General features: G+C 68.0%; 16 protein-coding genes. 9 read left to right on the plus strand and 7 right to left on the minus strand.

The features are described from left to right. The first annotated feature begins 6 nt into the window (after positions 1–6). The 4 genes from araD to D3877_RS22970 all read left to right on the plus strand — a co-directional run bounded on the left by araD (position 7) and on the right by D3877_RS22970 (position 4,253). Positions 7–1,746 carry an L-arabinonate dehydratase gene (gene araD, locus D3877_RS22955; protein ID WP_119833067.1) on the plus strand — a complete coding sequence of 580 codons (1,740 nt, stop codon included), beginning with the start codon at positions 7–9 and terminating at the stop codon, positions 1,744–1,746. A gap of 40 nt (positions 1,747–1,786) precedes the next feature. Further along, positions 1,787–2,503: a ribonuclease activity regulator RraA gene (locus D3877_RS22960; protein WP_199720901.1), complete on the plus strand. Its 717-nt coding sequence runs from the start codon at positions 1,787–1,789 to the stop codon at positions 2,501–2,503. A 203-nt stretch (positions 2,504–2,706) separates the two neighbouring features. After that, positions 2,707–3,405: a GntR family transcriptional regulator gene (locus D3877_RS22965; RefSeq protein WP_119833068.1), complete on the plus strand. Its 699-nt coding sequence runs from the start codon at positions 2,707–2,709 to the stop codon at positions 3,403–3,405. Between the two features lie 146 nt (positions 3,406–3,551). Further along, positions 3,552–4,253: a Crp/Fnr family transcriptional regulator gene (locus D3877_RS22970; RefSeq protein ID WP_119833069.1), complete on the plus strand. Its 702-nt coding sequence runs from the start codon at positions 3,552–3,554 to the stop codon at positions 4,251–4,253. 79 nt (positions 4,254–4,332) lie between these two features. Here D3877_RS22970 and D3877_RS22975 read toward each other — a convergent pair whose 3' ends face one another. Then, positions 4,333–5,142, minus strand: a complete 810-nt coding sequence (locus D3877_RS22975; RefSeq protein WP_119833070.1) for a DUF2076 domain-containing protein — start codon at positions 5,140–5,142, stop codon at positions 4,333–4,335. A gap of 290 nt (positions 5,143–5,432) precedes the next feature. Between D3877_RS22975 and D3877_RS22980 the strand changes: the two genes are divergently transcribed. After that, entirely contained in the window at positions 5,433–5,759 is a 327-nt protein-coding gene (locus D3877_RS22980) for a hypothetical protein (RefSeq protein WP_119833071.1), read from the plus strand. A gap of 52 nt (positions 5,760–5,811) precedes the next feature. On the opposite strand, the gene D3877_RS22985 is transcribed toward D3877_RS22980, so the two are convergent. The 5 genes from D3877_RS22985 to D3877_RS23005 all read right to left on the minus strand — a co-directional run bounded on the left by D3877_RS22985 (position 5,812) and on the right by D3877_RS23005 (position 11,946). Beyond that, positions 5,812–6,882 (minus strand): saccharopine dehydrogenase family protein, encoded by a 1,071-nt coding sequence (locus tag D3877_RS22985; protein ID WP_119833072.1) that lies wholly within the window; start codon positions 6,880–6,882, stop codon positions 5,812–5,814. Between the two features lie 183 nt (positions 6,883–7,065). Next, entirely contained in the window at positions 7,066–8,754 is a 1,689-nt protein-coding gene (locus D3877_RS22990; protein ID WP_119833073.1) for a methyl-accepting chemotaxis protein, read from the minus strand. 206 nt (positions 8,755–8,960) lie between these two features. Next, positions 8,961–10,091, minus strand: coding sequence for an ABC transporter ATP-binding protein (locus tag D3877_RS22995; protein WP_119833074.1), 1,131 nt, complete (start codon positions 10,089–10,091; stop codon positions 8,961–8,963). A gap of 6 nt (positions 10,092–10,097) precedes the next feature. Beyond that, positions 10,098–10,949, minus strand: coding sequence for a carbohydrate ABC transporter permease (locus D3877_RS23000; RefSeq protein WP_119833075.1), 852 nt, complete (start codon positions 10,947–10,949; stop codon positions 10,098–10,100). Between the two features lie 31 nt (positions 10,950–10,980). Further along, positions 10,981–11,946 carry a carbohydrate ABC transporter permease gene (locus tag D3877_RS23005; RefSeq protein WP_119833076.1) on the minus strand — a complete coding sequence of 322 codons (966 nt, stop codon included), beginning with the start codon at positions 11,944–11,946 and terminating at the stop codon, positions 10,981–10,983. Between the two features lie 390 nt (positions 11,947–12,336). Here D3877_RS23005 and zwf point away from each other — a divergent pair, with 390 nt between their 5' ends. The 4 genes from zwf (at position 12,337) to D3877_RS23025 (ending at position 16,820) form a co-directional block, all read left to right on the plus strand. Next, complete coding sequence (zwf, locus tag D3877_RS23010) at positions 12,337–13,854, plus strand: glucose-6-phosphate dehydrogenase (protein WP_119833077.1); 1,518 nt, start codon at positions 12,337–12,339, stop codon at positions 13,852–13,854. Then, positions 13,851–14,543 carry a 6-phosphogluconolactonase gene (gene pgl / locus D3877_RS23015; RefSeq protein ID WP_119833078.1) on the plus strand — a complete coding sequence of 231 codons (693 nt, stop codon included), beginning with the start codon at positions 13,851–13,853 and terminating at the stop codon, positions 14,541–14,543. Before zwf ends, pgl begins: the two co-directional genes overlap by 4 nt. A gap of 192 nt (positions 14,544–14,735) precedes the next feature. Further along, on the plus strand, positions 14,736–15,737 hold the full coding sequence (glk, locus tag D3877_RS23020) for a glucokinase (protein WP_119833079.1): 1,002 nt from the start codon (positions 14,736–14,738) through the stop codon (positions 15,735–15,737). A 42-nt stretch (positions 15,738–15,779) separates the two neighbouring features. Next, complete coding sequence (locus D3877_RS23025; RefSeq protein WP_119833080.1) at positions 15,780–16,820, plus strand: oxidoreductase; 1,041 nt, start codon at positions 15,780–15,782, stop codon at positions 16,818–16,820. A 30-nt stretch (positions 16,821–16,850) separates the two neighbouring features. Here the strand turns inward: D3877_RS23025 and D3877_RS23030 are convergent, their stop codons facing one another. Next, the gene (locus D3877_RS23030; protein WP_119833081.1) at positions 16,851–18,059 is read right to left on the minus strand and encodes an ABC transporter substrate-binding protein; all 1,209 of its coding nucleotides are present in this window, start codon (positions 18,057–18,059) and stop codon (positions 16,851–16,853) included. Between the last annotated feature and the right edge of the window lie 151 nt (positions 18,060–18,210).

The raw sequence follows: 18,210 nt of genomic DNA on the forward strand, positions 1-18,210 counted from the left end.
ACGTCCATGACCACGACCAAAAAGACTCCTGAGACCCTGCGCAGCGCCCGCTGGTTCGCGCCCGATGATTTGCGCAGCTCCGGCCACCGTTCCCGCGTCATGCAGATGGGCTACGCGCCCGAGGATTGGGTGGGCAAGCCGGTCATCGCCATCCTCAACACCTGGTCCGACCTCAACGCCTGCCACGCCCATTTCAAGCAGCGGGTGGAGGATGTGAAGCGCGGCGTCTTCCAGGCGGGCGGCTTCCCGGTCGAACTGCCCGCCTTGTCGCTGAGCGAAAGCGCGGTCAAGCCGACGACCATGCTGTACCGCAATTTGCTGGCGATGGATGTGGAGGAGTTGATCCGCAGCCACCCCATCGACGGCGTCGTCCTGATGGGCGGTTGCGACAAGACCACGCCCGCCCTGCTGATGGGGGCGACCAGCGCCGGTTTGCCCTGCCTGTTCGTGCCCGCCGGGCCGATGCTGCGCGGCAATTTCAACGGCAAGATTCTGGGGTCCGGCTCCGACGCCTGGAAATATTGGGACGAGCGGCGGGCCGGGACCATCACCGATCAGGAATGGTTGGGGGTGGAGCAGGGCATAGCCCGCAGTCACGGCACCTGCATGACCATGGGCACAGCCAGCACGATGACGGCGATCGCCGAATCCATCGGCATGACGCTGCCCGGCGCGTCGTCGATCCCCGCCGCCGACGCCAACCACATCCGCATGGCCGCCGCCTCGGGCCGCCGCGCGGTCGAAATGGTGTGGGAGGATTTGACTCCAGCGAAGATTCAGACGCGCGAGGCGTTTGAAAACGGCATCGCCGTCGCCATGGCGATGGGCTGTTCGACCAACGCCATCATCCACGTCATCGCCATGGCGCGCCGCGCCGGGGTGGACATCGGGCTGGATGATTTTGAAAAGGCCAGCCGCAAGGTTCCGGTGATCGCCAACGTCCGGCCCAGCGGCGAGACCTATCTGATGGAGGATTTCTTCTACGCCGGCGGCCTGCCCGCGCTGATGACCCGGTTGGGCGACCATCTGCATTTGGATTGTTTGACCGTGTCGGGCCAGACGCTGGGCGCGGACATCGCCGGGGCCAAGGTGCACAACGACGACGTCATCCGCACGCTCGACAACCCGATCTACGCCGAAGGGGCGCTGGCCGTGCTGACCGGCAACCTCGCCCCCACCGGCTGCGTCATCAAGCCCAGCGCCTGCGAGCCGCGTTTCCTGAAGCATTCCGGCCCGGCTTTGGTGTTCGATGATTACCCGTCGATGAAGGCGGCGGTCGAGGATGAGAGCCTGGACGTCACCGCCGACCATGTGCTGATCCTGCGCAACGCCGGGCCGCAGGGCGGGCCGGGGATGCCGGAATGGGGCATGCTGCCGATCCCGAAAAAGCTGGTGAAGCAGGGCGTGCGCGACATGGTCCGCCTGTCCGACGCGCGGATGAGCGGGACCAGCTATGGCGCCTGCATCCTGCATGTGTCGCCGGAATCCTACATTGGCGGGCCGCTGGCGCTGGTGCGCAACGGCGACCTCATCAGCTTGGACGTCGCCGCCCGCAGCATCCGGCTGGAGGTGTCGGACGAGGAGATGGCCGCCCGTCGCGCCGCCCTGACGCCGCCGCCGCCGCGTTACGAGCGCGGCTATGGCTGGATGTTCAACCGCCACGTCACGCAGGCCGACAAGGGTTGCGACTTCGACTATCTGCAAACCGATTTCGGCGCGCCGGTCGGCGAACCGTCCATCTACTGATCCCACCCGCTGATTCCATATGTTTGGAAAGATCCCGATCATGAGCCTGTCGCCCGAAACTCGCGCGAAGCTGAAGACCGTCAGCACCGCCACGTTGACCACCGCCCTGTTCAAGCGCGGTTTCCGCAACCAGTTCATTCAGGACGTCCGTCCGCTGAACCCCAACAGCGAGACCATGGTGGGGGAGGCGTTCACCCTGCGCTACATCCCCTCGCGCGAGGATCTCGACCCGCTCAGCGTCTTTCAGGACCGCGCCCATCCCCAGCGCAAGGCGGTGGAGGAATGCCCGCCCGGCGCCGTGATGGTCATCGACAGCCGCAAGGACGCCCGCGCGGCGTCCGCCGGGTCGATCCTGGTCACGCGGCTGATGGTGCGCGGCGCGGTTGGCATCGTCACCGACGGCGGGTTCCGGGATTCGCCGGAAATCGCCAAGCTGGCCATCGGCGCCTATCACAGCCGCCCGTCGGCCCCGACCAACCTGACCTTGCACCACGCCATCGACATCAACGTTCCCATTGGCTGCGGCGACGCTCCGGTTTATCCGGGCGACGTGATCGTCGGCGACGGCGACGGGGTGGTGGTGATCCCCGCCCATCTCGCCGATGAACTCGCGGCGGAAGCGGTGGAGATGACGGCGTTCGAGGATTTCGTCACCGAACAGGTTCTGGCGGGCCGCTCCATCCTGGGCCTCTACCCGGCGACCGACGAGCAGACCAAGGTTGATTTCGCGGCGTGGCGGTCGGCGAACGGGCGGTAGGCTTGGGACGAGACGGCCCCCTCCCCGGCCCTCCCCCGCTTCGCGGGAGAGGGAGGCTGGCCCCTTGGTGGCGCGCGGCGGAGTTCCCTCTCCCGCTGTGAAGCGGGGGAGGGTTAGGGAGGGGGCAAACGGATTTGACAGGGCGCCCCGGTCCAGACGACAACTGCGCCGCGTGCGCGATGACGACAGCGGAGTATCCGTCGATGAGTGCCGGGGCGAGCGTGCTTCCCATGCGTCTGGACCGGGGCCGACAGGCCGCCCCGCAGGTGTTCGATCATCTGCGGGAACGGATCCTGGCGCTGGACCTCAAGCCCGGCGCCGTCCTGTCCCGCGTCGAGTTGATGGAACAGTTCGGGCTGAGCCAGACCCCGATCCGCGACGCCCTGTTGCGGCTGGCGGAAGAGGGGCTGGTGGACATCTTCCCCCAGCACGCCACGCTGGTCAGCGCCATCGACCTGACCCATGCGCGCCAGACCCAATTCCTGCGCCGCTCCATCGAGCTGGAGGTGGTGCGGACGCTGGCGCTCAGCGCCGACGAAACCGTGATCGCGGGCCTGAAAGCGAACCTCGCGCGTCAGCACGCCATGGCCGACACCGAAGATTTTCAGAGCTTCTGGGCGCTCGACCAATCCTTTCACCGCGCGATGTACGAGGCGGCGGGGGTGCCCGATTTGTGGCGGCTGGTGCGCAGCCGCAGCGGCCATTTGGAGCGGCTGCGCAAGTTGCATCTGCCGACGCCGGGCAAGACGGTGAAGATCCACAGCGACCACAGCCTGATCGTCACCGCCATCGCCGCCCATGATCCCGATCTGGCCCAGCGGCATTTGCGCGACCATCTGTCCGGCACGCTGGGTTTGATCGACACCATCCGCGACCGTTACCCCGGCTATTTCCGCGATTGAGGCGGGGGCGATTGCCCTGTGGTTGGATTGGCAGGCTTGGAGCGGCGGCGGAAAACTGCGACACTGCGCGCCATGACCATCGCGACGACCATGATCCGCTTCGTTCTTTCGCCGTGCCGTCCCGCGCGCCCAGACGGGGTTGCGGGGTGAAAAAGACCGACATTGGCGCGGCGTGGCGGGGCTTGGCCAACTGCAAGGGCTGCGGCATCCGCGAAACCGCCCTGTTCGCCGATTTGACCGAGGGTGATTTCAGCCTCATCCATCTGCCCATCGACGAGATCGTCGTCGCGCCCGGCGCGGCGCTTTACCATGTCGGCGACGAGCCGCAGGCGCTCTACACCGTGCGCAGCGGGCTGGTGAAGCTGGTGCAGTATCTGCCCAACGGCGGCCAGCGCATCGTGCGGCTGCTGCGCGCGGGCGACACGGCGGGGCTGGAGGCGGCCTTGGGCGAGCCGTACCGTCACACCGCCATCGCGGTTCATCCGGTGCTGACCTGCCGGATCCCGCGCGCCGTCATTCAACGCCTGTCGGAGGAGACGCAGCATCTGCACCAGCAATTGCTGCGGCGCTGGCATCAGGCGGTGGAGCGCGCCGACGCCTTTCTGGTGGAGCTTGGCACCGGCAGCGCGCGGGCGCGGGTGGCGCGGCTGTTCCTGACCCTGATTGACGAGCAGGACGACTGTGATTTCTTCGGGCGCGAGGATGTCGGCGCGGTGCTGGGCATCACCACCGAAACCGCCAGCCGCGTGGTCGCCGAACTGAAACGCCAGGGCGTGTTGGATGAGTCGCGGCCCAACCGTTTCCACTGCGACCGCGCGGCCCTGCGCGCGCTGGCCGACGGGCCGTAACGACGGCGCGCACCGGCGGGCCGGTTCGACACCGGCCTCGCCTGCTCACGCCGTCAAAACGCAGCTTCGGATCCAGCAATCAGATCCAAGAATCATCCCCGCCACTGTCCCCGCCGCCGTCGAAGGATCCCTCGTCGCTTTGGTAGTCGGCGGTTTGCTGGTCGGCGGGCTGTTGGTGAGCCACCTCGCGCACGGGCGGGGCGGCGCCCTCGCCGTAGAAATTGTTGACGACGGTTTCGTTCGTCACCGTCTCACTGATCGGCGCGGCGGCGCCGGTCGCGCCGCCGAGCGCGCCCGACGAATGGCTGAACAGCGAGGAAATCGCGCTGGCCGCCAGCATGCCGCCCGCCACCCCGGCGGCGGTCTGCGCCGCGCCCGCCAGGAACCCGCCGCCGCGCGGCGCGTAGCCTTGCGGCGCGAAGCCCTGTTGGGGCGGGTAGGCCGGTTGCTGGCCATAGGGGCTGGGGGCGTAGCCGGGTTGACCGTAGGGGCTGGCCTGCGGCGGCGCGGCCCATGGGCTGCGCGCGGGGGCCGCCGTGGGTTGCGGGGCCGCCGCCGGGGCGTCGGACCGGGCGCCCCAGGGGCTGCGGCCCAGGCCAAGCGCGTTGGACAGGAAGCTGCCGCCCGACGCCGCTGGAGTCGGGGCCGGTTGGGCGGCCTTGCTCTGCGCCTCTTTCAACTGGCGTTCCAGATCCTCGATGCGGGTGTGGGCGGCGCCCAACGCCTGCTGCTGCACCAGAATGGCCTGCGCCATGTAATAGGGGGCCAAGGGCTGGCTCTGCGCCGACTGGCGGATGAAGCTTTCCGCGTCGGCGTCGCGCGGCTGGGATTCCGCCTCGCGCAGATTGCGGAACAGGTCGGTCAGAAGGGTGCGTTCCTCGGGGGTCATCCTGAATCTCCATGGCACGGGATCGGTCGTGCGTGAGGACTATGTGGCGTCGCCCTCCCCCCTGTTGCAAGCCCCCCCCCTTGGCGATGACGGCGACGGATCTCGGACGGGTCTATGACCGGCGGCGGCCCCCCCTGGCTAAAGTCCTGCGACATTCCGTTTGTTGTGGAAACAATGAAGATGCCGATACACTGCAAGACGCCCCGCAATTGAGGGCAAGAACCGTTGGAACGGTTCCAAATCGTCGCGCAAGACGTCGAGCCACAGTCACAATCGAGGGAGAACGCCCAATGCCGATCCTGGATCTGCCCCGCGCGCCCGAGACGGGTTTTCTGGCGCAGGATGAAATCGCCGTGATCGCCGCCCACGAACATCTGACGATGCAAGAGGCGATCAAGCGCGGCGCCGACATGATGCGCGAACCGTGGGGCCACGCCGCCTTGCGGCAAATGGTGTGGGACATGCTGTGCATCGCCCGCCGCCGGGCGGAGGAGAGTGAAATCGCCCGCCTGGATGATCTCTACCGCCGTTCCTGCCTGCATTACGCCTGCCCGCACGACCGGCGCACCTCGCCGACGCGGCAGATTCACCCCTTCCCCTACGACGGCGCGCAGTAATCCAAAGCCCGCGCGGCGGGACGGCGACCGTCCCCGCCGCGCGGGCTTTGGATCAACCGGCGTAATGCTTGCCGAAGCGGTTGGCGAGGAAGGCGTCGAGCGGGACTTGTTCCTGCCGGATGAAGCCGGATTGCGGGATGCCGCCCTCGCGCAGCAGGTCGAGGATGGCGCAGATCCCGGCGGCGGTCGTCACCTGGATGGCGCTCCACACCCGCCCGCCGATGGTCTTGCTGTAGATCTTGGTGGCGAAGGTTTCCTGCCGCAACTCGCCATCCTGCACGCCGGTGGCGGTGGCGACGACCAGAACCACGTCCTGCAAGGTCAGCGGCACGGCGGTTTCCAGAACGTCCTTCAGCAGATGACGGCGTTCGCCCAGACGCAGGTCGCGGATCAGCAGGCGGACGATGTCGCGGTGGCCGGGGTAGCGCACCGTCTTGTAATCCAGATTGCGCACCTTGCCCGCCAGCGTCTCGCACAGCGACCCCAGCCCGCCCGACGTGTTGAACGCCTCGTAATCCACGCCGTCCAGCGCGAAACGCTCGTCGCCTTCCAGCGGCATGACCTCGCGCGGCTTGCCGTCGACGATGGCCTCGCACGGGTTGCAATATTCGTTGATAAGCCCGTCGGTGCTCCAGGTCAGATTGTATTTCAGGGCGTTGGTCGGGTATTGCGGCAGGGCGCCGACGCGCAGATGCAGATTGTGCAACTGGTCGAACCGCCGGGCCAGATCATGGCCGACGACGGAGATGAAGCCCGGCGCCAGCCCGCATTGCGGAATCAGCGCCGTCTTGGCGGTTTCCGCCAATTCCTTCACCTTGCGGGTGGCGGCGACGTCCTCGGTCAGATCCAGGTAATGGGCGCCGCAGGCGACGGCAGCGCTGGCGATCAGCGGCGTCAGCGTGAAGGGGCAGGCGCTGAGCACCGCGTTCTGTCCGGCCATGGCGGCGCGCAGCGAGTCCGCGTCCTGAACGTCCACGCGCTGGACCCGCAGGCCCGCCCGTTCGGCCCGCGCCAACAGCGCCTCGTCCCGGTCGCCGATTGTGACGGCGAAATCATCGGTCTGCGTCAGCAGGGTGGCGATCATCGAGCCGATCTTGCCGGCGCCCAGAACCAGAACCTTCATCGTAGCCACGGCCATCCCCTGTGTTTGCGCGGTTGGCGACATCCTGTCGCAGCCCCAAGGGTGGCCCCGAAGACCGGCCGGACAACAGCGGGCAAAGCGCCGGTTCCGCCCCCGATGTCCGGCGAAATGACGGATCGGGCGGCGGAATGACGGTGTGTGCGAATTGTTGAGGGGACGGCGGGTTTACGCCGCCTTCACCCGGTCGAGGAAGCCTGCCAACTCGCCGTTCAGCCGGGCGGCCCCGTTCGACACGTCGGCGGAGCGTTGACGCACCTCCGCCGCCGACCGGCCGGTGTTGGCGACGGCGCGGGCCAATTCCTCGACATCCTCCTTCACCGCGTGGGAGAGGCGACCGGCTCCGGTGACGGCGCGGCTGATTTCGGCGGTGGCGGCGGCCTGCTGCTCCACGGCGGCGGCGACGGCGGACGCGATGCCGTTCATGTCGCCGATGATGCCGCCGATCCGGCCAATCGCCTGCACCGTGGTGGTGATGACGCCCTGGATGGCGGCGATCTGCGCCGTCACCTCGTCGGTCGCCTGGGCGGTCTGGGCGGCCAGCGCCTTGACCTCTCCGGCGACGACGGCGAAACCGCGCCCGGCCTCTCCGGCGCGGGCCGCCTCGATGGTGGCGTTCAGCGCCAAGAGGTTGGTTTGCTGGGCGATGCTGGTGATGAGGCCGACCACCTCGCCGACGCGGCCCGCCGCCTGGTTCAGTTCACGCACCGCGCCGTCGGCGTCGCCGACCGCCGCCACCGCGTTGTCCGACGCCCGGCGCGAGGAGTCCATCTGCCGCCCGATCTCGTTGATCGAGGCGGAAAGCTGATCCGCCGAGGAGGCGACGGTTTGAATGTTGACGCTGGCCTGTTCGGCGGTGCGCGCGGTGGTCAGCGAATGGCGGTCGGTCTCTTCGACGATTCCCGCCACGGCGCAGGCGGTCTCGTCCAAGTGAGCCGACGCCTGCATCAACCCGCCGATCACGGCGTGGACGTCGGCCTCGAAGGCTTGCATGGCGCGCTCCAGGGCAAGGCCGCGCTCCAGCTTGGCCTGCTGCTCGCGTTCGCGTTCGGCGGCCAGATGGCGGGATTGTTGGGCGTTGTCCTTGAACACCGCCAGGGCGCGCGCCATGCCGCCCATTTCGTCGCGCCGGTTGGTGTCGGGGATGTCCACGTCCAAATCGCCGTCGGCCAGCCGGGCCATCAGGCCGGTCATCCGCCGCACCGGGCGGGCGACGCCGCGCGCCGCAACGACGCTCATCACGGCGGCCAGCAGCAGGACGATGGCGGTTCCGGCGATCAGCAGGATTTGCGCGCGTTCGGCCTCGGCCTCCTGCCCGGCGGTCAGTTGCTCCATGCGTTGGGATTCGGCGGCGCGCAGATCGTCGATGGCCTGCCGGATGCGCTCGATCCCAGCGCGCCCGGCCCCGGCGGCCTCCATGGCGCGGGCCTCGTCGCGGGTGGTCGGGTTGGCCATCAGGGCGATTTGCTTGGCCACCGCTTGCCCGACCCAGCCCTTCAGCGCGTCGGCCAGCGCGGTCAGGCGGACGGTTTGGTCGGCGTCACCATCCGCCATGCGGGTCAGCTTGGCGAAGGATCGGTCGAAGGACCGGCGGCCCGTTTCAAAGCTGTTCAGAAAGCGGGTGTCGCCCGCCAGCAGATAGCCGCGCACGCCCAAATGCTGTTCGGAGACGGCCTGCGCGATGGCGGACAGGGCGTCGGACGCGTCGCGGCTGCGGTTGGCTTGTTCGGCCCCGTCGCGCACGGTGGCGAAGCTGGCGAGCGACAGGGCGGCGAGCGCCAGCGCCAAGGCGGCCAGACCGCCGAAGGCCAACGACAGGCGGCCCGTGATCCCGCCGACACGGCTGTGGATGGACATGGTTCCTCCCGTCCCCGGCCATCGGTTGGGTCGGGGGTTTTGTTTTTGCGTTTTTTGGGGTGGCGTCGGGACTGTCTCCTCTCCCCCCCGGGGAGAGGTTAGGGTGAGGGGGCGCGGCCTGCCGGACGGTTCCGGCGGCGGATCCCCCTCACCCCGGCCCTCTCCCCGGGGGGAGAGGGGGATGGGCGGTCGAGAGGCGATCCGACTCAAAGGCGCTGTTCGGTTTTGGGGTCGAACAGGTTGGCGCGGCCCATGTCGATCATGAAGTCGGCGACCTCGCCCTCGACGGGCGTGTCGCTTGGCTTGATGCGGGCGACGACCTCTTGGCCGCTCAACTGGATGTAGGTGATGGTGTCGGCGCCGGTCGGCTCCAGCACGCTCACCGGGCAGCCGACCTTGACCAGCGCCGGGTTGCCCGCCGCCATGGTCGGGTCGTAGCAGGTGATCGCCTCGGGCCGGACGCCAAGAATGACCTCCTGGCCCAGCCAGCGGTCGGCCTGGGCGGGGGCCTCGTGCAGCGGCAGGAAGCGGCAGGGGCCGCCGTCGGACGCGGTGCGGTCCTGCCAGACGCTGACGCCCAGCCTGTCGCCCTCGGCGGCCAGCGTCCCCCGGATGAAGTTCATCGTCGGCGAGCCGATGAAGCTCGCCACATACATGTTGGCGGGCCGCTCATACACCTCTTGCGGTGGGGCGAATTGCTGGACGACGCCCTCCTTCATGATGGCGATGCGGCTGGCCAGCGTCATCGCCTCGATCTGGTCGTGGGTGACGTAGACGACGGTGGTGCCCAACCGCTGGTGCAGCTTTTTGATTTCCGTGCGCATGTCCACGCGCAGCTTGGCGTCCAGGTTCGACAGCGGCTCGTCGAACAGGAACACTTTGGGGTCGCGGACCAGGGCGCGGCCCATGGCGACGCGCTGACGCTGGCCGCCCGACAGTTGGGCCGGTTTGCGGTCCAGCAGATGTTCGATCTGCAACAGCTTGGCGACGCGCTGGATGGCGCCGTCGCGTTCCGTTTTCGACTGGCCGCGCATTTCCAGCGAGAAGCCGATGTTCCGCGCCACCGTCATGTTGGGGTACAGCGCGTAGGACTGGAACACCATGGCGATGTCGCGGTCTTTGGGATGAACGCCGTTGATGACCCGCTGGTCGATGCGGATTTCCCCGGCGCTGATGGTCTCCAACCCGGCGATCATGTTGAGCAGGGTGGATTTGCCGCAACCCGAGGGGCCGAGCAGGACCAGGAATTCGCCGTCGGTCAGGCTGAGGTCGATCCCTTTCAGGACTTCGACGCTGCCATACTGCTTGCGGACGTTGTTGATGCTGAGAGTCGCCATGTCAAATCACCCCTTGACCGAGCCAGCGGTCAAACCGCGAATGAAGTATTTTCCGGCCAGCGCGTAGACGACGAGGGTGGGCAGGCCCGCGATCATCGCGGCGGCCATGTCGACGTTGTACTGCTTGACGCCGGTGGTGGTGTTCACAAGGTTGTTCAGCGCCACCGTCACCGGCTGCGCCCCGCCCGCCGCGAAAGACGCGCCGAACAGGAAGTCGTTCCAGATCTGGGTGAACTGCCAGATGATCGTGACGACCATGATCGGCAGCGACAGCGGGACCATGATCTTGGTGAAAATCTGGAAGAAGCCAGCCCCGTCGATGGTCGCCGCCTTCACCAGATCGTCGGGAATGCTGACGTAATAGTTGCGGAAGAACAGGGTGGTGAAGGCCAGTCCATAGACGACATGGACCAGGATCAAGCCGCCCGCCGACCCGGCCAACCCCAGAAAGCCCAGCGTCTGCGCCATCGGCAACAGCATGACTTGGGAGGGCAGGAAGCTGCCGAACAGGATCATCGCGAAGACCACATTCGCCCCGCGAAAGCGCCATTTGGTCAGCGCGTAGCCGTTCAACGCCCCGAACAGGGTGGAGATGATGACCGCCGGGATGACGATGACCAGCGAGTTCATGAAATAGGGGGCCATGCCCCGGCAATCGGCGCCGATGCAGGCGCGGGTCCAGGCGTAGATCCAGGCGTCGGTGCTGATGTCGCGCGGCAGCGACAGCAGCGAGCCGGTGCGAATCTCGTCCAAACTCTTGAAGGAGGTGGACAGCATGACGACCAGCGGCAGCAGGTAATAGGCCGCGAACAGCAACAGGATGAGATACAGGCCCCAGCGGGCGACGCGCGGTCCCATCCCTTCGGCGGGCGGCAGCGCGGAGGTCAGGCTAGACACGCTTGCCCCCTTTCAACTCGGAATAGAGGTACGGGACGATGATGGCGACGACGGTGGCGAGCATCATCATGGCGCTGGCCGAGCCGATGGAAATCTGGTTCCGCCGGAAGGTCATCTCGTACATGAAGGTCGCGGGCAGGTCCGACGCGTAACCCGGACCGCCGCCGGTCAGCGCCACGACGAGGTCGTAGCTCTTGACCGCCAGATGGGCCAGGATGACGAAGGCGCTCATGAACACCGGGCGGACCGAGGGCAGAACGATGCCCCAATAGATGCGCGGCAGGCTGGCCCCGTCGAGATAGGCCGCCTTGATGATCTCCTGATCCACCCCGCGCAGCGCCGCCAGAAACAGCGCCATGACGAAGCCGGAGCTTTGCCAGACCGCCGCGATCACCAGCGTGTAGATGGCGGTGTCCTGTTGGACGATCCAGTCAAACGTGAAGGTCGGAAAGCCCAGATCGCGGACGAATTCCTGGATGCCGATGGACGGGTTCAGGATCCATTTCCACGCCGTGCCGGTGACGATGAAGCTCAACGCCATCGGGTAGAGGTAGATGGTGCGCAGCACCCCTTCGCCCCGGATGCGCTGGTCCAGCATGACCGCCAGCACGATGCCGATGGCCAGACTGACGCCGATGAACAGCCCGCCGAAAATCAGCAGATTTTCAATGGCGACGTACCAGCGTTCGATCTTCCACAGCTTGGTGTAGGCGTCCATCCCGACCAGCTCGTAGCTGGGCAGCATGCGGGAGTTGGTGAAGCTGATGTAGACCGTCCACAGGATGAAGCCGTAGACGAACACCAGAATCGCCGCGAAGGACGGGGCCACCACCAGCTTCGACAGGTGCCGCTGAACCAGCTCGCCAAAGCTGGAGCGGGCAGGCGCGTCGCCGGATTGCGTTTGGTTGTTTTGCGCGCTGATGGCGGCGGCTTTGTAGGATGGGGTCTGCAAGGTCATGGGGCGATCCTCGCCGGAAGGGGGCCGATCATGGAGCGAAGCCATGGGCATACCCCCGCGAGGACGTCCGCGCGGTCGTCGCCGTCGGATAACGCGGGTCGCGCATTCTGGTCCCTCCCGTAACAGGTTGCTGTTGGACCGCTGTTGGTTGGTCGCGGTCGTTTGTCTGACGGTTACTGTACCCGTCCGATGATGCGCGGGGCGGACTATTTGGTAACAGGGCGCTTTCGTTGTGGGGCGGCTGTTACGTTGGCGTTACAAAGGCGGTTTTCGTAACAGGGCGAAGCGGTTGATACGCCGCTGTTACACGGAAACCGGATCCCCCGGCGCGGTCGTGGTTTTAGTGTGGGCGCGAACAATCGGGTCCGGCAGCAACAGGCGTTTCCTCCCATGAGTCCCATCATCGAGCGTGTGGCGTCCTTCGACTATGTGGTGTTCGGCGCGACCGGCGATCTGTCGCTGCGCAAGCTGCTGCCCGCGCTGTACGAACGCGACCGCGACGGCCAATTGCCCGACGACGGGCGGATCATCGGCGTCTCGCGCTCAGCCCTCAGCGGGGCGGAGTTCCGGGCGCAGGCGGCGGACGCGCTGGCCCGGCACGCCGCCCCGCTGGATCCCAATGCGACCGACCGCTTCCTCGCCCGGCTCGACCATGTCACCGCTGACGCGCAAGGGGCGGAGGGCTGGGACGCGCTGGCCGCGCTGCTGGAGGGGGGCGCCGACAAGGTGCGGGTCTTCTACCTCGCCACCCACCCCGATCTGTTCGGGCCGATCTGCCAACGGCTGGAGCGGGCCGGGCTGGCGACGGCGCGCTCGCGCGTGGTTTTGGAAAAGCCGATTGGGCGCGATCTGGCCTCGGCCCGGCGGATCAACGACGAGGTTGGCGCGGTCTTCGCCGAAGGGCAGATTTTCCGCATCGACCATTATCTGGGCAAGGAAACCGTCCAAAATCTGCTGGCCCTGCGCTTCGCCAACGCTTTGTTCGAGCCGCTGTGGAACAGCGGCGGCATCGACCATGTGCAGATCACCGTCGCGGAATCGCTGGGGATCGAGCGGCGCGGCGGCTATTACGACCGTTCCGGCGCGCTGCGCGACATGGTGCAGAACCACCTGCTGCAATTGCTCTGTCTGGTGGCGATGGAGGCCCCGGCCTCGCTGGAGCGCGAGGCGGTGCGCGACGAAAAGCTGAAGGTTCTGCGGGCGCTGGCCCCGCTGACCGGGGCCGACGCCCTGACCCACAGCGTGCGCGGCCAATACCGCGCCGGGGCCATCGACGGCGAGCCGGTGGCGGGCTATCTCGACGAGGAGGGGGTGGCCGCCGACAGCGCCACGGAAACCTTCGTCAGCCTGAAGGCCGAATTGCGCAACTGGCGTTGGGCGGGCGTGCCCTTTTACCTGCGCACCGGCAAACGGCTGCCGCAACGCGTGTCGGAAATCGTCATCCAATTCCGCCCCGTGCCGCACAGCATCTTTGGCGCCGCCGCCGGGGCGACTCTGCCCAACCGGCTGGTGGTGCGCCTGCAACCCGACGAGCACATCCGTTTGCGCCTGATGACCAAGGAGCCGGGACCGGGGGGCTTGCGCCTGCGCGCCGCCGCGCTCAATCTCAGCTTCGCCGAAACCTTCAAGCGGCGGGTTCCCGACGCTTACGAGCGATTGCTGATGGACGTGGTGCGCGGCAACCCAACCCTGTTCATGCGCCGCGACGAGGTGGAAGGCGCCTGGGAATGGGCCGAAGGGCTGTTGGGCGCGTGGCGCGACAGCGGCGAGCGGCCCAAGCCCTACACCGCTGGAACCTGGGGGCCATCCTCGGCCATCGCCATGATCGAACGCGACGGGCGGACGTGGCACGAGGACGAGTCCGCCGTTAAAGACGCTGACCCTGTTGTTTTGGGAGCCGCCGCATGACCGCCCCTTTGTGTGTGTTCCCCGACGCCGCCACGCTGGCCGAAACCCTGGCCGACGAGGCGGAAGCCTTGCTGACCGACGCCATCGCCACGCGCGGGGGCGCCAGTTTGGCGCTGCCCGGTGGGCGGACGCCGTCGCCCTTTCTGATCGCGCTGGGGAAACGGGCGGTGGAGTGGGCCAAGGTGACGGCGACGCTGGTCGATGACCGTTGGTTGCCGCCCGACAGCCCGGACAGCAACGCCGCCACCCTGCGCGCCACGCTGTTGGCGGCGGCCCCGGCCATCCGCTTCGTCCCGCTGTTCAACGGCGCGCCGACGCCGGAAGCGGGGGAGGCCGCCTGCGCCGCCACCCTGCGGGTGTTGGCCTCGCCCTTCGATCTGGTGGTGACGGGCATGGGGGAGGACGGTCATGTCGCCTCGCTGTTCCCCGACGCGCCGGACTTGGCGAGCGCGTTGGATGGCCCGTCGCCCTGCCGGGCGTTGCGCTCCCCCAGCGCGCCGCACCCGCGCCTGTCGCTGACCCTGCCGCGCCTGCTCGATTCCCGGCGGATCGTCGTCCTCATCACCGGCGCGGCCAAACGCGCGGTTCTGGAGCGCGCGCAAGAGGATGGGCCGGTCGCGGAACTGCCGGTGCGCGGCATCCTGCGCCAGACGCGGACGCCCGCCGCCGTCTTCTGGTCGCCCGCCTGATTGTCCCTCTCCCGTTTCGGGAGAGGGAAGGGGCCTGCCGCGCAGCGGCGGGAAGGGTGAGGGGTTCGCGCATGGGCGACGCCGCCTGATTCTTGGTTCACCCCTCACCCGGCCCTGCGGGCCACCCTCTCCCGAAACGGGAGAGGGACAGAACGCCGCCCACCACCACAACATCCCACCACCGAGATCCGCATGACCGACACCGTATGGCCGGCGCTTGTCGCCGACATCGGCGGGACCAACGCGCGCTTTGCCCTGGTCGCCGAACCGGGGGCCGCGCCGACCGCCGTCCACAGCCTGCCCGCCGCCGATTACCCGAACCTGCCCGACGCCGTCGCCGCCTATCTGGAGCGCGTCGGGGTCCGCCCGCACGCCGCCTGCGTCGCCGTGGCCGGGCCGACGGTGGGCGACCGCATCGTTCTGTCCAACCGCAATTGGGATTTTTCCGTCCGCGCCGTGGCCGAGCGCTTCGGCTTCGCCCCGCTGCTGCTCATCAACGATTGCGAGGCGCTGGCGCTGGCCCTGCCGCGTCTGGGTCCGGCGGAGGTGATGCGGTTGGGCGACGGCGATTCTTTCGGCGAGCCGGGCCGCCCGCTGGCCTTGATCGCGCCCGGCACCGGGCTTGGCATGTCGGGCGCGTTGCCGACGGCGCATGGCTGGATCGCCCTGTCCGCCGAGGGCGGGCACGCCGATCTGGCCCCGGTGGAGGATTTGGAGATTGAGGCGCTGCGCCGCGTGCGCGGCGAGCGGGGGCGGGTGTCGTTGGAAAGCGTGCTCTGCGGCTCTGGGCTGGAGCGGCTGCACCGGGCCATCGCCGCCGTGCAGGGTCTGCCCACCGACGCCTTGCCCGCCGCCGAAATCACCCGCCGGGCGGCGAGCGGCGGGGAGGGGAGTTTGGATCGGCTGTGCGCCCGCACGCTGACCACCTATTGCGCCCTGTTGGGCGGGGCGGCGGGCAATTTGGCGCTGAGTTTGGGCGCGCGCGGCGGGGTCTATGTCGGCGGCGGAATCGCCCCGCGCTTCGCCGCCTTTCTCGCCGCCAGCCCGTTCCGCGCCCGGTTCGAGGCGAAGGGACGGATGGCCGACTACTTGCGGCCCGTGCCAAGCTGGCTCATCCTGGTCGAGAACCCGGCCTTGAGCGGCGCCGCCGCCCATCTGGACACCGTTCACCGGACCCATCACGCGGGCGCCTGACCCGCGACGGCGACAAACACGGCTTATCGAGGAAACGCGCCCATGACCTCCACCACGCTGTCCGTCGGGCTTCTCGGCTTCGGCCTTGCCGGGTCGGTCTTTCACGCGCCGTTGATCCAGGGCGAGCCGCGCTTGCGGCTGGCCGCCATCGCCAGCTCACGGGTGGACGACATCCGCCGCGCCGCGCCGGAGGCGGTGGCGGTGTCCAGCCCCGCCGCCATTCTCGACGATCCGTCCATCGACCTTGTGGTGATCGCCACCCCCAACACCAGCCACGCGGTTCTCGCCCGCGCCGCGCTGCTGGCGGGCAAGCATGTCGTGGTGGACAAGCCGATGGCGACCTCGGCGCGGGAGGCCGATCAACTGATCGAGCTGGCCCACCGGCAAGACCGCCTGTTGACCGTGTTCCACAACCGGCGTTGGGACGGCGATTTCCTGACTTTGCGCGATTGCGTGGACAGCGGCGCGTTGGGTGAGATTTACCAGTATGAGGCGCATTTCGACCGTTTCCGCCCGGCGATCAAAGCGGGCTGGCGGGAAAAGCCCTTGCCGGGATCGGGCGTGCTGTTCGATCTGGGCGCGCATCTGATCGATCAAGCGCTGACCCTGTTCGGCATGCCGCACACCGTCACCGCCGACGTCGGCCCCCAGCGCCGCGCGGCTGAGGTGGACGACTGGTTCCACCTGATTTTGAATTACGGGCGGATGCGGGCGATCTTGCACGCCGGGACGGTGGTGTGCCGCCCGGGGCCGCGCTTCCAGATCCACGGCGACGCGGGCAGCTTCCTGAAATCCGGCATGGACGGGCAGGAGGCCGCCTTGCGCGCCGGTCGCCGCCCCAGCGGCGGCGATTGGGGGCTGGACGAGCCGGAGTTGTACGGGCGGCTGTACGAGGCCGACGGCGGGGAGCGGGTGGTGGAAACCCGTCCGGGCGACTATCCGGCCTTTTACCGGAGCGTCGCCGCCGCCATCCTGGACGGCGAGACCCTGCCGGTGACGGCGGAATCGGCGCGCCACGTCATGGCGGTGCTGGAAGCCTGCGCCCGCAGTTCGGCGGAACGTCGCACGGTCGCCTTGCCGTAAACGCCCTCGCCGCAAACAGTCGCGTGGCGGTCAGCCCTTGACCAAGGGACAGCCGCCGTCGGCCAGCGGGCGCCACGCCTGTTCGGGCGGGATGGTTCCGGTGACGGCGAAGTAATCCCAGCCGCCGCGCGAGTCTTTTTCCGCCTTGGTCGTCAGCAGATAGAGCGGGTGCAGCTTGCGGCCATCGGCGCGCACGCTGCCCTGTCCGAACAGCGGGTCGTCGGTCGGCGTCGCCTTCATCGCCGCCACCACGGCCCGCCCGTCGGCGGCGCTTTTCAGCGACTGCACCGCCTTCAGATAATGCAGAACCGCCGAATAGACGCCCGCCTGCATGTCGTTCGGCACGTTGCCGCGCGGATGGCGGGCGGCGAAGCGCTTTGCAAAATCCCGGCTGCCGTCGTTGCGGTCCCAGTAATAGGCGCTGACCACCGAAACGCCTTGGCTGGCCGCCAACCCGACGGCGGGCATTCCCACAATGTTGAGGATCAAGGCGGCGACGCGCTGTTTGCCGCCAACGCCGAACTCCGACGCCTGTTTCAGAGCGTTGACGGTGTCGCCGCCAGCGTTGGCCAGGGCGATCACGTCGGCCCCCGACGCCTGCGCCTGCAACAGGAAGGATGAGAAATCCGAGGTTCCCAACGGGTGGCGGGCGGATCCCAGCACGGTTCCCCCGGCGGCGACCACCGCGTCGGCGGCGTTTTTCTCCAGATCCTTGCCGAACGCGTAATCGGCGGTGATGAAGTACCAGCGCTTGCCGCCCTGCGCGGTCAGAATCTGGCCCATGCTGTGGCCCTGCGCCCAGGTGTCGTAGGTCCAATGGACGCTGTTGGGCGTGCAGGATTTCCCCGTCAGGTCGGAGGTTCCAGCGCCCGACGCGATGAAGACGCGGTTCTGATCCCGCGCCAACCCCGCCACGGCCAACGCGATGGCCGAATTGGGAACGTCAAGGATGGCGTCCACCCCGTCCTGCTCGAACCAGCGCCGGGCGATGGCGGCGCCGACGTCGGTCTTGTTCTGGTGATCCGCCGCGACGACCTCCACCGGAACGCCCAGCCGGTCGCCGAAATCCTCCACCGCCATGCGGGCGGCGATCACCGACCCCGGCCCCTGATCGTCGGCGTAGATGCCCGACATGTCGTTCAGAACGCCGATGCGCACGGGCTTGCCCTGCGCCTGGACCAGTCCGGGGAACAATCCCGCCGCGAGCAGTACGGCAAGACAGGCGGCTTTCGTCTTCATGGCTCCATCCCTCCCTGAATGTCGGTCGGGCGGCGCTCCGCCCCCCGTTCTTTTTGGGTCAGACGCGCAAGGTCGGGCGCGCTCTGATCGCCCGACAGATTGGTATGCAATATAACAGTGACGTCAACTCGTCATTTGGACAGAATACCGT

It is taken from the genome of Azospirillum cavernae (genome assembly GCF_003590795.1).
GTDB classification, from domain to species: domain Bacteria; phylum Pseudomonadota; class Alphaproteobacteria; order Azospirillales; family Azospirillaceae; genus Azospirillum; species Azospirillum cavernae.

Excerpts from the sequence above, each read along its gene's own strand:
- D3877_RS23030 (WP_119833081.1), bottom strand. The coding sequence starts at position 18,059 with ATGAAGACGAAAGCCGCCTGTCTTGCCGTACTGCTCGCGGCGGGATTG.
- D3877_RS22985 (WP_119833072.1), bottom strand. The coding sequence starts at position 6,882 with ATGAAGGTTCTGGTTCTGGGCGCCGGCAAGATCGGCTCGATGATCGCC.
- D3877_RS23025 (WP_119833080.1), top strand. The coding sequence starts at position 15,780 with ATGACCTCCACCACGCTGTCCGTCGGGCTTCTCGGCTTCGGCCTTGCC.
- zwf (WP_119833077.1), top strand. The coding sequence starts at position 12,337 with ATGAGTCCCATCATCGAGCGTGTGGCGTCCTTCGACTATGTGGTGTTC.
- D3877_RS22990 (WP_119833073.1), bottom strand. The coding sequence starts at position 8,754 with ATGTCCATCCACAGCCGTGTCGGCGGGATCACGGGCCGCCTGTCGTTG.
- D3877_RS22965 (WP_119833068.1), top strand. The coding sequence starts at position 2,707 with ATGAGTGCCGGGGCGAGCGTGCTTCCCATGCGTCTGGACCGGGGCCGA.
- D3877_RS22960 (WP_199720901.1), top strand. The coding sequence starts at position 1,787 with ATGAGCCTGTCGCCCGAAACTCGCGCGAAGCTGAAGACCGTCAGCACC.
- D3877_RS23005 (WP_119833076.1), bottom strand. The coding sequence starts at position 11,946 with ATGACCTTGCAGACCCCATCCTACAAAGCCGCCGCCATCAGCGCGCAA.
- glk (WP_119833079.1), top strand. The coding sequence starts at position 14,736 with ATGACCGACACCGTATGGCCGGCGCTTGTCGCCGACATCGGCGGGACC.
- araD (WP_119833067.1), top strand. The coding sequence starts at position 7 with ATGACCACGACCAAAAAGACTCCTGAGACCCTGCGCAGCGCCCGCTGG.
- D3877_RS23000 (WP_119833075.1), bottom strand. The coding sequence starts at position 10,949 with ATGGGACCGCGCGTCGCCCGCTGGGGCCTGTATCTCATCCTGTTGCTG.
- D3877_RS22980 (WP_119833071.1), top strand. The coding sequence starts at position 5,433 with ATGCCGATCCTGGATCTGCCCCGCGCGCCCGAGACGGGTTTTCTGGCG.
- D3877_RS22975 (WP_119833070.1), bottom strand. The coding sequence starts at position 5,142 with ATGACCCCCGAGGAACGCACCCTTCTGACCGACCTGTTCCGCAATCTG.
- D3877_RS22995 (WP_119833074.1), bottom strand. The coding sequence starts at position 10,091 with ATGGCGACTCTCAGCATCAACAACGTCCGCAAGCAGTATGGCAGCGTC.
- pgl (WP_119833078.1), top strand. The coding sequence starts at position 13,851 with ATGACCGCCCCTTTGTGTGTGTTCCCCGACGCCGCCACGCTGGCCGAA.